Source organism: Pseudomonas saponiphila (genome assembly GCF_900105185.1).
Taxonomy (GTDB): domain Bacteria; phylum Pseudomonadota; class Gammaproteobacteria; order Pseudomonadales; family Pseudomonadaceae; genus Aquipseudomonas; species Aquipseudomonas saponiphila.
Window position 1 is genome coordinate 2,478,804 of the sequence record NZ_FNTJ01000001.1, and the last position, 13,031, is coordinate 2,491,834.

Genomic DNA, 13,031 nt, shown 5'->3' on the forward strand with positions numbered 1-13,031 from the left:
TCTCTTCGCCGGCAAGCCGGCTCCTACGGAGGAGGGGCGGTGGTCAGAACAGGTTGAACGGAAAGTTGCCCACCAGGCGGAACTCGTCGTAGCTGCCATCGATCTGTCCGCCGCTGGCGCGGTGGTTGTAGACGATGGTGCGCAGCACTGCATCCTTGAGCCGCCCGGATTGCACCACGTAGGCCAGCATCAGGCCGTTTTCGTTGTGCTTGGCGCCGTCCAGGCCGCGCACGTTGTAGCCGCGGTTGCGACCGTTGCGATCGCCGTCGTAGTGCGTGCCATCGATGTCCCAGCCCTTGGCGTGCCACAGGCTGGCGCTCAGCCCCGGCACGCCGTAGGCGGCAAAATCCAGGTCGTAGCGCAGTTGCCAGGATTTTTCATTGGGGCCGTTGTAGTCCGAGTACAGGGAGTTGGCCATGTAGTTGCCGGTGGATTCCCAGACATAGTCGAAGTACTCGTTGCCGAACACCTGCTGCCAGGCCAGGGTCAGGCTGTGGGCCTGGTGACTGCCGGTGACGGCCAGGCTCAGGGCGTCGTTGTCGATGTAGCCCAGGCGTTGCTGGCCCTGGTCCCGGGTGTGGTAGTAGTTGAACGCGGTCTTCAGCGCCAGCTGGTTCTTGTCCCCGGCGCGGTGGATCAGGCCCAGGTAGTACTGGTCCCACATGTTCTCGAAGCGCGAGGCGTAGAGGCTGCCTTCCAGGCCCGGGCCGGGTTTGACGGTGGCTCCCAGGTAGCTGATGCGCTCGCCGCTGTAGGCGCGGTTGCCGAAGGTAGTGGTCAGGCGCTCGCTGCCTGTGCCGGTGCGCGGGATGGCCCGGTCGAAGCTGCCGGCCTGCAGTGCCAGCCAGTCGGTTTCGTTGCTGTACAGGCCCACGCCCTGGAAGCTTGAGGGCAGGGCGCGGTTGTCCTTGTAGCGCAGCACCGGGTTGTCGGTCATCAGGCGCCCGGCCTTGAGTTCGGTGTTGGACAGGCGCAGGCGCACATCGCCGATGCCCAGGCGGCTCCAGGTGGGCAGGGCGTCGCCGTCGCTGTCCACCAGCACCCGGTCGCCGCCATTGGCCACCCGGCCATGACCGCGTTCCAGGTTGACCGCGCTGAACAGCGCGGCATCCACACCCAGGCCGATCAGGCCCTGGGTGTAGCCCGAGCTGTACTTGAGCATGCCGGCCTGCACCCAGGTTTCCCTGACCCGGGTACGTTCAATGCCGTCGGGCTTCTTGATGCTCAGGTAGGTGTCGCGCTGGGTGTGCTGGTTGGAGTAGTAGTGACGCAGGTTGAGGTCCAGGTGGCTGCCCTCGATGAACCCCGGAGCCTGGTCCTGCTGACTCGGGCGCGGGTTGTCCTGGGCGATGACGGCGCTACTGGCCGCCAGTGCCAGGGTGAACAGTACAGGCTGTTGCATGGTGCTTCCCCACAAATCAAAGGCGTCGGTCCACCGCCCGACCGCGGTCATGCGCGGCCGGCAGGGTAGAGAAAAACGCGGTGCCGGAAAAGGGTGTCAGGCCGTGAGGCGAATGCTCAGCGGGCGCGGGCTTGTGCGAGCCGTTGACCGGGGTGGCTGCGCCCGGGTGTTTGCGGGCGGGTTTCCTTGGCGAACCAGGCCGCGGTCAGGCACACCAGGTTGGCCACCAGCAGGTAACCCACCGGCGACATCGGGTTGCCGGTGGTGCCGATCAGCCAGGTGATGATGATCTGTGCGGTGCCGCCGAAGGCCGCCACGCCAAAGGCGTAGACGATGGAGAAACCGGTGGAGCGCACCGCCTTGGGAAAACTCTCCACCAGCAGCACGATCAACGCCGCGCCGCTCATGCCATGCAGGCCGGAGAGCACCGCCAGGGTCAGCAGGAAGGTCGCCGGGCTGGGGTGTTCGGTCATCAGTTGCAAGGCCGGGAACAGCACCAGCAACAGCACCACCCGTGGCGCCATGAGAATGGTACGGCGGCCGAAGCGGTCGCAGAGCATGCCCCCGGCAATCGCGCACACCGCCATCGCCGCGCCGGCCACCAGGGTCGAAAGCATGGAGATGCTGGTGGGCAGCTTGAGCTCGGTGAGGGCGAAGGTGGTCATGTAGTTGATGAAGTACTGGGTGATGGTGCTGCCGGAGAGAATCAGCAACCCCAGCACCAGGGCCCGGCGATGTTCGCCGAACACCTGGCGCACCAGACTGCCGGTGCTGGCCTCTGCGCCCTGGCCATGGAAGGTTTCCGCCAGGTTGCGGCGGATGTAGATGCCGATCGGCAGCACCAACAGGCCAAACACGAAGGGCACGCGCCAGCCCCAGGTGTTGAGGTCCTCGGGGGACAGCACCTGGGTCAGGGTGTAGCCGACGGTGCCGGCGGCCATGGCGGCCACGCCCTGGGCCACCACCTGCCAGCAGGCATAGGTGCCGCGCTTGTGTGCCGGCGCGGCTTCGAGGATGTAGGTGGTGGCGGGGCCGGCCTCGCCGCCCCAGGCCAGGCCCTGGATCAGCCGGGTGATTACCAGCAGGATTGGCGCGGCGATGCCGATGCTCTCGTAGCTGGGCAGGATGGCGATGCTGCCGGTGCCCACGGCCATCATCACCAGGGTCAGGAGCATCGCCGGCTTGCGCCCGACGCGGTCGGCGTAGGCACCGATCAGCACCGCCCCCAGGGGCCGCACGATAAAGCCGACGCCGAAGGCGGTGACCGACAGCATCAGGCTGACAAAGGCACTGTCGGAGGGAAAGAAGGTGTGGCCGATCATCACCGCAAAGGTGGCGTAGACCCCGAAATCGAAGAACTCCACGGCATTGCCGAGGATCACCGCGAACACGCTGCGCTTGCCCCCCGCCGCGTTGGGCGTTTCGGGCTCGGGTGTGGCGCATGGATTGGACGCTTGGCTGTGCATACTGGCCCCTCGAATTTTTATTCATAGGTTGCCCAGACCCCGGGCGGCGAAGCCCGGGGCTGGGGTGAAGGTGGCAGTTTCGGTGTGTCAGTGAGACGGCGGATTCGGCCAGCTGTGGATCGCTCCGCGCCAGCTCTCATAGGTCTTGGCCACTTGCAGCAGCCATTGATCGGCGAAGCGCGGGGCGATCATCTGCAGGCCGATGGGCAGGCCATCGGCGGCAAAACCGCAGTTGATCGACAGCGCCGGTTGCTCGCCCATGTTCCAGGGCAGGGTGAAGACAATGTGCTCGAACGGCTGCTGCGGGTTATTGGTAGGCGATGGCCACTCGGCGGGAAAGCGGTTGACCTGGTTGGTCGGCGACAGCACCAGATCGAACTCGCTGAACACCTGGGCGGCGCGTCGGCGCATCTCGAAGGTCTGGTTGAAGCCCTGCACCGCCTCGACCCCGGACAAGTCGGCGCCCGGCGCCGCCCAATCGCGGATGTACGGCAGCACCTGGGCGAACTGCTCGGCGCCCAGGGCTGAGAGTTCCGCCCATTGCCGGGCGCGCCAGAAGCGATCGAGGCCGTCCAGTTGCGCGCGGTCCATGATCGGCGCCAGGGGGCGCACCTGGGCGCCGTGGCTTTCGAATAGCCGCGCGGCGCGCTCCACCGCCTCACAGACAAAACCTTCCGGTTGCAGCCCGGCGCCGGGCTCCAGCATCAGGCCGATCTTCAAGCCGTTGACCGACACCGGCGCATCGCTCCAGTCGCCGGTCAAGGGCGGCAGGCTAGTGGCGTCGCGGGCATCGGGCCTGGCCAGGTAGCGCATCATCAGTACCGCGTCATCGACGCTGCGGGTCATGGGCCCGGCGCAACGTCCGGTGTAATACGGGTCGATGGGAATCCGCCCCAGGGTCGGCTTGAACCCCACCAGAGCGCACCAGGCGGCCGGCAGGCGCACCGAGCCGCCGATATCGGTACCGATGTGCAGCGGCCCGTAACCGGCCGCGGCGGCTGCTGCGGCACCGGAACTGGAGCCGCCGGTATTGCAGGCGGTGTTCCAGGGGTTGCGGGTAATGCCGTGAAAGCTCGACAACCCCGAGGACAACATGCCGAAATCCGGCACCGTGGTCTTGGCCAGGATGATCGCCCCAGCCTCACGCATCCGCGCCGCGGGTGGCGCATCCTGCAGGGCCGGTTTCAGGGTGGTGGCCGCGCTGCCCAGGGGAATCGGCGTGCCCCGAGTAGCGATCAGTTCCTTGACCGTCACCGGAATCCCGTCCAGCGGGCCGTTGGGCGCACCCTTGTTCCAGCGCTCGGTGGCGGCCCGGGCCTGCTGGCGTACCGACTCCGGATCGAAGGCATAGAGCGCACGGATATGCGGCTCCCAGCGCCCGATATGGGCCAGCAGATGTTCGTAGTAGTCCAGGGGCGATAGCTGGCGGCTGGAAAATTGCGCCAGCAACTGCGCGGTGGATAGATCGTGCAAATCAGTCATCGAACGCATCCTTGTGTCGGGCGTCAGTCGGGTTGCTGATGACCCGACTGTAGCGCTTGCACCTTAGCCCAACCATCACAAAGGACGCAGTGTGGTGTTGCGTTTTTGTGAGCACTGCAGCGGTGTCTCCCCTGCATCCCACTCAATGCTGGAACATGGCGTAGGAGCGGGCTTGCCCGCGAAGGCGGCCTCAGAGCTTTCTAGTGATACAGCAACAGCAGAGGACTACCGAGGCAGCTCTTGACCTCTTCGACCGGCACGCACTGAGGGCCGACTCCTTCGGAGTACTTGCTGGTCAGTCGGGCAAAGCAGGCGGCATTGGTCAGGGCTTGTTGGTAGATTTTCGAGTTTTTAGTGGCAGATAAATCCAACTCTGCAGTTAAGCTGAAGCCTCTTTCAAAGTGGTCTATTACGCTACTACGTGCATCCAGGGCGAACAGATATTTGTCCCAGCAGGCTTTGTATTCTGGGGTGGAATAAGGAGAGTCGGTATGAAGGGATAACTTGCTGCGCATATTGAGATCGCCCACGATGAAGTAGTACTCGGGCCGAGGAATCCAGGCTATTGCGTCTCCGTAGCCGCGGTAGTCCGCTTTTGCATAGTCGCTTTTGAGGAATGCAGCTTTGCCCCGTGCCTCGGCTTCTTTTGCGTATTTGATGTTTTTCTGGTTGTTGATTCCTTTTTTATAACTTTCCACTATGTGTCTGAACATTTCCCAGTCTGGTATGTATTTTTCATTGGCTTCATAGGCGTTTGCGAGTTGGGAGAGGGTTGAACATGCGGTGGTGATGCAGATTGCGTAAAGGAAACTTTTGTTCATTAGCGTGCTCTCTCCGGATCACCTTTGATAATTGGAACGCCGAGACTTTCACGATTTGAAGCTTCAAATCGATTCGGAAATTGATGCGATCGAGTGCGATATTTCTGGTTTTCATGAAGTGCCAGGTCGCTCTACCAGGTTGTTGGTGGCATAGGCACTTTTGTTCACGGGGGGCCACTATGGCGAAGCCAGTCGCACGGAAAACTGACTTAACCCTTTGCCCTGTTCCTAGGCATGGCATCAACTCAATAGCTGAAGGTTTCCAGACGTTATATTCGATGGGCTTCCTGCTGCACGTCAGGGCGATAGGTGTTGTTGTGGCATTGGAGTGGATTGGATGCGAAATCGACGAATCTTAACCCAAACATTACAGTCGCCATCCTCATGAAAAAACTATTCTTTACTGTATCTATTCTGCTAGTCGCTTATCTGTATGTCGGGTTCTACGAAAAAATGGAGGACGCCTATCCTGAAAAAGTTTTTTTCATCAAGAGATATCCAACTTTTCAAATGGCGTTTGAGAACATCTTTGCCTATGAATCTGACGATAAGTCGCTCTCCGAATTAAGCGACTTGGAGAGGCGGAAAGTTATTGCCTACTGTAAATATCGGTTGGGTTTGGCGACAACATTAACCACTCAAGATGAGTTGGATAACTGTAAGGCCAGATAAGGTATGCCCTGACGCCGGCGAGTGTTTTGCAAACCCGTCATTCGGCTCAGGTCTGCGCCCGCAAACAGGGCCTAGACAGTTTCAGTGCACGCAAGGCTATTCGTAGGAGCTGGCTTGCCAGCGAAGAGGGCCGAAAGGTCAGCACATGGCTCACGCTCCTCTTCGCCGGCAAGCCGGCTCCTACAGGTTCAGCGTGGCTGCGCTTGCAGCTGGCGACCCAGCACATCCAGCACATCGCAGCCATCGCGCAGCGGAATGGCGCAGATCAGCGCCAGCTCTTGCAGCACCACGGCATCGCCGGGGATGTTGGGGCGGGCGGCGAAGCTTTCCAGCAGTTGGGTGACGGCGCGGATGCGATAGGCGGCTGCTTCATACAGCACATCGGCAGGGGCCTGGGTATCGATCAGCAGGGAGGGAATGGTGCAGTCGTGGCCGGTGATCGGCATGTATCTGTTCATAAGTAACGCCTCGGTCGGTTGAGAGCGCCACTGGATCGTCGCCAAACGAAAGGTGGCAGCTGTACGCAGGTTGGCGAACCGGGACCGGGGAGCCGGCAGACCCGAAGGTCTCCCGCGTACAGCCGCCATAAAGGCAGCGTTACGGATGCGAAAAGCCCTGCAAACAAGCACAGGGCTCTCGCACACGGTCATCGGGTCGCCAAACCCGTTCGTCATCAGGACGACCCGGGACTATAGGCATGCACCCCAAAACGGAACAAGGCACTGGCAGGGCAGGACTTTCTGAGTTTGCTGTAGGACTCAGGAGCGCGAGTGTGGATCAAGCGTGCTGCGGGTTCAATGGCCGGGCTCAGTCGAAGCCGACGCTTGCGCTGTGGCGGGTTTCGCGTTCGTGCAACTGGTCGATATTGGTTTCGTAGGTGCATTGGCCGCTGCAGCTGTGCTCAAAGCTGATGGTCGGCTTGAACTGCAATTTGAGTTTCGGCGTGTCGCTCTCTGGTGCCTGGGCCTGGGCGCTGGCCGGCAACGGCGGTTGCGGGTAGCTCAGGTCAAGGCCTGCGGCCTGGGCCGGACAGGTGGCCAGCAGTAACAGGGCCGGGAAAAACGCTTTGCAACTGAACATCAGTGAATCCGCATGGCCATAAAAGGGTTGCCGATTATAACGAGCCAGGAGCGGAGAATTTAACCGTACAGGCTCTGGCGCGGGCTTTTCGTACTGATTCTGCGGCCTTGTGCGTTCGCACCGTGAAACATTTGTCATGGGGCGGTGCGGCAAGCCGCTCCTACACTGCAAGTCACCTCCATGGCCAAGGACACCTCCCATGTCGGCAGCATCCACCACCAGCTTTCTCGATACGGTTGAAGGCCAGCGTCTGCAAGGCAGCGAGGCGGAGCACTGGCGCCAGTGGGGTCCGTACCTGAGTGAGCGGCAGTGGGGCACGGTGCGCGAGGACTACAGCGCCGATGGCGATGCCTGGAACTATTTCCCCCACGAGCACGCCCGCAGCCGCGCCTACCGCTGGGGCGAGGACGGGCTGGCGGGGTTCTCCGACAAGGCCCAGCACTGGTGCCTGGGGCTGGCGTTGTGGAACGAGCACGACAGTATTCTCAAGGAGCGCCTGTTCGGTCTGAACAATGCCGAAGGCAACCATGGCGAGGACGTCAAGGAGCTGTATTTCTACCTCGACGGCGTGCCCAGCCATGCCTACATGCGCATGCTCTACAAGTACCCCCAGGCGGCCTTTCCCTATGCCGACCTGGTGGCGGAAAACGCCCGGCGCGGCCTGAACGATGCCGAGTACGAGATTCTCGATACCGGGGTTTTCGAGGACAACCGTTACTTCGATGTGACGGTGGAGTACGCCAAGCACACCGCCGATGACATTTTCATGCACATCACCGTGCACAACCGTTTCCACCAGCCGGCGCGGTTGCGGGTACTGCCTCAGGTCTGGGCGCGCAACACCTGGAGCTGGGGTGGCGATGAACCGATACCGAGCCTGCGTCTGGAGGGTGACCGGGTGCTGGCGCGGCGCGGGCAACTGCCCGAGCGGCAGATCACCGCCTGGGGTGCCGAGCCTTGCCAGTGGCTGTTCTGCAACAACGACAGCAACTTTCCCAAGCTGGATGGGCTGGCGGCGCCGGGGCCGTTCAAGGACGGCATCAATGACTATCTGGTGGGCGGGCATGCCAGCGCGGTGGTCTTCGATGGCGGCACCCGGGTGGCGGCGCATTTCGTCCTGGAACTGGCCGGTGGCGAGAGCAAGCGGCTGTTCCTGCGCTTTGCCCCGGCCGGCAGCGAACCGGTCAGCGCCCGTTACCTGTTCGAGCAGCGGCGACGCGAGGCCGATGAGTTCTACGCGGCGTTGCAGCAGGGCATCTCGAGCCGCGACGCGCGCAATGTGCAGCGTCAGGCCCTGGCCGGGTTGCTGTGGTCCAAGCAGCTGTATTACTTCGACGTCAAGCAATGGTTCGATGGCGATCCCGGGCAGCCGGCGCCGCCGATGGCGCGCGAGCATTTGCGTAATACCCATTGGCGCCATCTGTCCAACTGCGACATCGTTGCCATGCCCGATACCTGGGAATACCCCTGGTACGCCTCCTGGGACCTAGCCTTGCAAGCGGTAGCCTTCGCCCTGATCGACCCCGGTTTTGCCAAGCAGCAACTGCTGTTGCTGGTGAAGGATCGGTTCATGCATCCCAACGGCCAACTGCCGGCCTACGAGTGGCGCTTCGATGATGCCAACCCGCCGGTGCACGCCTGGGCCAGCTGGCGCGTCTATCAGCGGGAAAAGGCCCTGACCGGCGTGGGCGACTTGGACTTTCTCGAACGCATCTTCCACAAGTTGCTGCTGAATTTTTCCTGGTGGGTCAACCGCAAGGATGCCGAGGGCCGCAACCTGTTCCAGGGCGGTTTTCTCGGCCTGGACAATATTGCTCTGTTCGACCGTTCCGCACCCTTGCCCGATGGCTTCGCCCTGGATCAGGCCGATGGCACGGCCTGGGTCGCGGCCTACGCCCTGGACCTGATGCGCATTGCCCTGGAGCTGGCCAAGCGCAATGGGGTGTACGTGGACATCGCAGTGAAATTCTTCGAGCACTTCCTCTATATCGCCGGGGCCATCAACCGGGTAGATGAAAGTGCCGAGGGGCTGTGGGACGAGCAGGACCGGTTTTTCTACGACGTGTTGCACCGCCCCGACGGGCAGAACGAACCCCTGCGCCTGCGTTCCATCGTCGGCCTGATGCCGCTGTTCGCCGTGCAGGTGCTGGAGCAGCATGAGCATGAAAACCTGCCGGGGCTGGCTCAGCGCCTGTTGGGCTTTTTGCATCATCGTCCGGACCTGGCGAGCCTGGTGTCGCGCTGGTACGAGCCGGGCCAGGGCAACCGCATGCTCCTGGCGCTGTTGCGCGGCGAGCGTACCAAGGACCTGCTCAAGCGCATGCTCGATGAAAGCGAGTTCCTTTCGGACTTCGGCATCCGCTCCCTGTCCAAGGCCTTCGAGCAGCCGTTCGCCCTGCAAGTGGACGGCAAGCAGCTGTGCGCCCGCTATGTACCGGCGGAGTCCGATTCACGGCTGTACGGCGGCAATTCCAACTGGCGCGGGCCGCTGTGGATGCCGATCAACTACCTGCTGATCGAATCCCTACGGGAGTTTCATCGTTATTACGACGTCAATTTCTCGGTGGAGTACCCGCGGGGTTCCGGGTATCTGGCGTCCCTGGAGGAAGTGGCCGACGGCTTGAGCCAGCGCCTGACGCGACTGTTTCTGCTGGACGAGGAAGGGCGCAGGCCGTCCATGAGTGGCTACCCGCAGTTGCAGGTGCAGGCCGAGGACCGCGAGTTGGTGCTGTTCCATGAGTACTTCCATGGTGAAACCGGGCGCGGGCTGGGGGCCAGTCACCAGACGGGCTGGACGGCGTTGGTGGCGTTGTTGCTGCAGCCGGGAAAATGAAACCGCCCGGTGTCGAGCCGTGCGGTGACGGCGCCGTGTATTGACCGTGGATCAACCCACCAGGGCGATGTCCTGAGGCTTGGCCCAGGCTTCGATCAGGCGCTCTGGCGTGCAGCAGGTCTTGCGCTTGTAGACGAAGTTGCTGCACTTCTCGGCGAAGCCCTTGCGGTTTTGCACCATGTCCATGTGCATCTCTTCCAGCTCGGCGTTGCGGCAGTGCTGCATCAGTTGCGGGTCGGCATCCAGCTTGCGCTGGCGCAGGTGCTGGTAGCGCGGGTCGGTAAGGACGCCGTTGGCCCGTTGCAGCAGCCACAGGCCGAACTCGTCCGGGCAGCGCGGGCCGATCTCTTGCACCATGCCCATCTGCAGGGCCTGGAGGGCGCTGATGGGCAGGCAGGCTTCGGTCAGTTGCTTGGCCATGGCCTGGCCGACGGCGCGGGGCAGGCTGTAGGTCCAGTACTCGGAGCCGTACAGGCCCATGCTCTTGTAGTGCGGGTTGTACACGGTATCGGCGCGGGCCAGGACCACGTCCGCGGCCAGGGCCAGCATCAGGCCGCCAGCGCCGGCATTGCCGGTCAGGCCGCTGACCACCAGTTGGCGGGCGCTGAGCAGTTCCAGGCAGACGTCGTCGATCGCCTGTATGTTGGCCCAGGCTTCCAGGCCCGGCTCCGGGGCGGCCTGGATCACGTTCAGGTGCACGCCGTTGCTGAAGGCACCGCGGCCGCCGCGTACCAGCAGCACCTGGGTGTCCCGTGCCTTGGCCCAGCGCAGGGCGCTGACCAGGCGCTGGCACTGTTCGGTGCTCATGGCGCCGTTGTAGAACTCGAAGGTCAGCTCACCGACTCGGCCGGACTCGCGATAGCGGATCGGCTGGTAGGACTCGGTGCTGAACGGGCTGCTGGATATCGACCAGTCCAGCACCGGTACCTCGGCCAGGCGTTCGCCGAGTACGTGGCGGGCGGGGCGCTTGAAGGTCTCTTCGCCGGGCTGAGGCTTGAGGCGCAGAGAGCCGATCCACAGGCTGTGATCGCCGCAGGCCACCAGCACCGCATCGTCATGCACCGCCAGCAGTTGCCCAGGCATGCCGGTACGCGAGTCCAGGTGCGCGTCGTACACGTAGTACTGACCGCCGGCGAGGCTGGCCAATACGCCGGGCTGGCCGTCGGCGGCGTCGATGCTGCGCTTGATGAATTGCGCGCTGTCGTGCCAGCTGAAGGTGCGGTCGCATTGCTTCATGTTCGGCTGCAGGCGGCCAAGCACTGCGGGGTTGTCGTAGTCCAGGGGCACGGGGGTAAAGCCGTTGCGGAATTTCTCCACCACATCGCGGATGCAACGGATGGCGGCGTCGCTGACCAGGCCGTTGTACAGCTCGGATTTGCGCAGGCCGGCGGGCAGGTTGAACTCATGGGTCGACCAGATCGGCCCGGCGTCCATTTCTTCCACCGCCTGCAACGCGGTGACGCCCCAGCGCTTGAGTTCCTTGCTGATGGCCCAGTCCAGGGCGCTGGCGCCGCGGTCGCCGACGATCCCCGGATGAATGATCACCACCGGGCGCTTGGTGTTGCTCCACAGCCGTTGCGGCACCCGGTCCTTGAGGAACGGGCAGATCACCAGGTCGGCCCGGGCTTCTTCGATCTGCCGGCAGACGTCTTCTTCACCGGTGAACAGCACCACGCTGGGGCGATGCCCGGCCTGGCGCAGGTCGAGCCAGGCGCGTTGGGTCAGGCCGTTGAAGGCGGTGGACAGCAGGATGATCTTCAGTGATCGCATAAGCAGACTCTTCCGTGAGTGATAGCACAGTGGCAAAGGGCTCCGGCTGTGCCGTCCCTGGCCGCGATGGAGGCGCAAGAGTAGAGGGGCGTTGCGATGGGATAACTGACCGAGATCAATCAAGCGTGTGGCCTGCGGGGTGAGCCGCCCAGTGGTATTGATCCAGGGCAAACAGGCGAGTTAGAGGCGTTGCGTGGCCCAGAAACGACGAATCCCGCCACGGGGGCGGGATTCGCGGGCAGCCAGGCCTGACGCGGTCTTAGGCTGGGAACAGCTCGCTCAGTTTCATGGCCAGCATCATGTCGCCTTCGGCGCGCAGTTTGCCGCCCATGAAGGCTTGCATGCCGTCGGTTTCGCCGCTGACGATGCCGTCCAGGGTTTCACCGTCCATCACCAGAGTGACTTGTGCGTCAGGGTTTTCGCCTTCCTTGAGTTCACAGGTGCTGTCCTTGACGACCAGCGAGAAATGCTTGGATTCATCGATGCGGAAACCGAAAACCAGGTCCAGGCCGGCAGCGGCAGCTGGGTTGAACTTGGCTTGCATGGCTTGTACGGCGTCAGCTACGGAGGTCATGGTTCGATCCTTTTATGGGTGGTTACAGCAAGGGTCACAGTAAGCCGGGCTCAGCGGAAAGTGATGAGCTCCGGAGCCTTCAACAGTTGCAGATGGGTATGACCGTTGAAGGAAGCCAAAGACACCTCGCGCCCGCGGAACTTCAGCTGGTTGAGCGAGGTGTTGACGATTTGCCAATTCAGTTCGAACGCCTGCTGGGCAGGTATCCGGGTGATCAGGTGGAGCAGGGCGGTAATGGTGCCGCCGGAAGTGAACACGGCGATCTTGTGCTGGTTGTCCGCTGCTTCGAGAATCCGCTGCAGACCGCCCTGGACCCGCTCGACGAAGCCCAGCCAGCTTTCCAGCCCGGGAGGATCGTAGGTGCCGGCCAGCCAGCGCTGGATGATCAGGGCGAAGATGCGTTGGAACTCGGCGCGGTTCTGCGCGGCATTGCGCAGGATATTCAGCGCTTCGGGTTCCTGGGGCAGCAGGTTCGGTAGCAGGGCGCGGATAATGGCGTCGGCGTCGAACTCGTTGAAGGCGGCATCGATTTCCAGAGACGGCAGGTCAACACCGGCGGCGCTCATCTGTTCCATGGCGGTGCGCGCAGTGTGCTGCTGGCGCCGCAGGTCGCCGGACAGGCAGCGATCGAAGCTGATGCCCAACGCAGCCAGATGCTCGCCGAGCACCGCAGCCTGGCGCACGCCGGTAGCCGACAACACGTCGTAGTCGTCTGCACCGAATGAGGCTTGGCCATGTCGAATCAAATAGATGCTGCCCACGTCCGTGTCGTCCCGGTACGTTGAAAGTTTTGCGAGGTTATGAGGATGCCGGTGGGCTGTCAATGAAAAAACATACGCTTGTTTGAAATGCTTGTTGGAGCTTGGTTACACAAGGTTTCGCTGCTGGTGGCGGCTCGGTCGCGCCGGTATGCTTGGGCTCATTGCGCCGC

At 62.7% G+C, this 13,031-nt stretch carries 11 protein-coding genes; 2 read left to right on the plus strand and 9 right to left on the minus strand.

All coding sequences use genetic code 11. The features are described from left to right. Positions 1-43 precede the first annotated feature (43 nt). The 4 genes from BLV47_RS11745 to BLV47_RS11760 form a co-directional block, all read right to left on the minus strand. The gene (locus BLV47_RS11745) at positions 44-1,402 is read right to left on the minus strand and encodes an OprD family outer membrane porin (RefSeq protein ID WP_092313634.1); all 1,359 of its coding nucleotides are present in this window, start codon (positions 1,400-1,402) and stop codon (positions 44-46) included. Positions 1,403-1,518: 116 nt separating this feature from the next. Next, on the minus strand, positions 1,519-2,868 hold the full coding sequence (locus BLV47_RS11750) for a citrate-proton symporter (RefSeq protein WP_092313637.1): 1,350 nt from the start codon (positions 2,866-2,868) through the stop codon (positions 1,519-1,521). An 87-nt stretch (positions 2,869-2,955) separates the two neighbouring features. Beyond that, on the minus strand, positions 2,956-4,350 hold the full coding sequence (locus BLV47_RS11755) for an amidase (protein ID WP_092313640.1): 1,395 nt from the start codon (positions 4,348-4,350) through the stop codon (positions 2,956-2,958). 200 nt (positions 4,351-4,550) lie between these two features. Continuing rightward, positions 4,551-5,171, minus strand: a complete 621-nt coding sequence (locus BLV47_RS11760; RefSeq protein ID WP_092313643.1) for a hypothetical protein — start codon at positions 5,169-5,171, stop codon at positions 4,551-4,553. Positions 5,172-5,555: 384 nt separating this feature from the next. Here BLV47_RS11760 and BLV47_RS11765 point away from each other — a divergent pair, with 384 nt between their 5' ends. Continuing rightward, positions 5,556-5,843 carry a hypothetical protein gene (locus tag BLV47_RS11765; RefSeq protein WP_092317186.1) on the plus strand — a complete coding sequence of 96 codons (288 nt, stop codon included), beginning with the start codon at positions 5,556-5,558 and terminating at the stop codon, positions 5,841-5,843. A 188-nt stretch (positions 5,844-6,031) separates the two neighbouring features. Here the strand turns inward: BLV47_RS11765 and BLV47_RS11770 are convergent, their stop codons facing one another. After that, positions 6,032-6,301 carry a hypothetical protein gene (locus BLV47_RS11770; RefSeq protein WP_092313646.1) on the minus strand — a complete coding sequence of 90 codons (270 nt, stop codon included), beginning with the start codon at positions 6,299-6,301 and terminating at the stop codon, positions 6,032-6,034. A gap of 349 nt (positions 6,302-6,650) precedes the next feature. After that, a complete protein-coding gene (locus BLV47_RS11775) occupies positions 6,651-6,923 on the minus strand; it encodes a hypothetical protein (RefSeq protein WP_208605257.1) in 273 nt (90 codons plus the stop codon). A 199-nt stretch (positions 6,924-7,122) separates the two neighbouring features. Here BLV47_RS11775 and BLV47_RS11780 point away from each other — a divergent pair, with 199 nt between their 5' ends. Next, positions 7,123-9,756 carry an MGH1-like glycoside hydrolase domain-containing protein gene (locus BLV47_RS11780; RefSeq protein WP_092313649.1) on the plus strand — a complete coding sequence of 878 codons (2,634 nt, stop codon included), beginning with the start codon at positions 7,123-7,125 and terminating at the stop codon, positions 9,754-9,756. A gap of 51 nt (positions 9,757-9,807) precedes the next feature. On the opposite strand, the gene BLV47_RS11785 is transcribed toward BLV47_RS11780, so the two are convergent. From BLV47_RS11785 to BLV47_RS11795, 3 genes are all read right to left on the minus strand, one after another. Beyond that, the gene (locus tag BLV47_RS11785; protein WP_092313653.1) at positions 9,808-11,526 is read right to left on the minus strand and encodes a hydrogenase maturation protein; all 1,719 of its coding nucleotides are present in this window, start codon (positions 11,524-11,526) and stop codon (positions 9,808-9,810) included. 259 nt (positions 11,527-11,785) lie between these two features. Beyond that, on the minus strand, positions 11,786-12,100 hold the full coding sequence (locus BLV47_RS11790) for an SCP2 sterol-binding domain-containing protein (RefSeq protein ID WP_092313656.1): 315 nt from the start codon (positions 12,098-12,100) through the stop codon (positions 11,786-11,788). Positions 12,101-12,150: 50 nt separating this feature from the next. Beyond that, positions 12,151-12,861, minus strand: coding sequence for a histidine phosphatase family protein (locus BLV47_RS11795; protein WP_092313659.1), 711 nt, complete (start codon positions 12,859-12,861; stop codon positions 12,151-12,153). Positions 12,862-13,031: the final 170 nt, after the last annotated feature.

What these genes read in the sequence shown, in the direction of transcription:
- BLV47_RS11745 (WP_092313634.1), bottom strand. Translation starts at nt 1,402, where the DNA reads ATGCAACAGCCTGTACTGTTCACCCTGGCACTGGCGGCCAGTAGCGCC.
- BLV47_RS11750 (WP_092313637.1), bottom strand. Translation starts at nt 2,868, where the DNA reads ATGCACAGCCAAGCGTCCAATCCATGCGCCACACCCGAGCCCGAAACG.
- BLV47_RS11755 (WP_092313640.1), bottom strand. Translation starts at nt 4,350, where the DNA reads ATGACTGATTTGCACGATCTATCCACCGCGCAGTTGCTGGCGCAATTT.
- BLV47_RS11760 (WP_092313643.1), bottom strand. Translation starts at nt 5,171, where the DNA reads ATGAACAAAAGTTTCCTTTACGCAATCTGCATCACCACCGCATGTTCA.
- BLV47_RS11765 (WP_092317186.1), top strand. Translation starts at nt 5,556, where the DNA reads ATGAAAAAACTATTCTTTACTGTATCTATTCTGCTAGTCGCTTATCTG.
- BLV47_RS11770 (WP_092313646.1), bottom strand. Translation starts at nt 6,301, where the DNA reads ATGAACAGATACATGCCGATCACCGGCCACGACTGCACCATTCCCTCC.
- BLV47_RS11775 (WP_208605257.1), bottom strand. Translation starts at nt 6,923, where the DNA reads ATGTTCAGTTGCAAAGCGTTTTTCCCGGCCCTGTTACTGCTGGCCACC.
- BLV47_RS11780 (WP_092313649.1), top strand. Translation starts at nt 7,123, where the DNA reads ATGTCGGCAGCATCCACCACCAGCTTTCTCGATACGGTTGAAGGCCAG.
- BLV47_RS11785 (WP_092313653.1), bottom strand. Translation starts at nt 11,526, where the DNA reads ATGCGATCACTGAAGATCATCCTGCTGTCCACCGCCTTCAACGGCCTG.
- BLV47_RS11790 (WP_092313656.1), bottom strand. Translation starts at nt 12,100, where the DNA reads ATGACCTCCGTAGCTGACGCCGTACAAGCCATGCAAGCCAAGTTCAAC.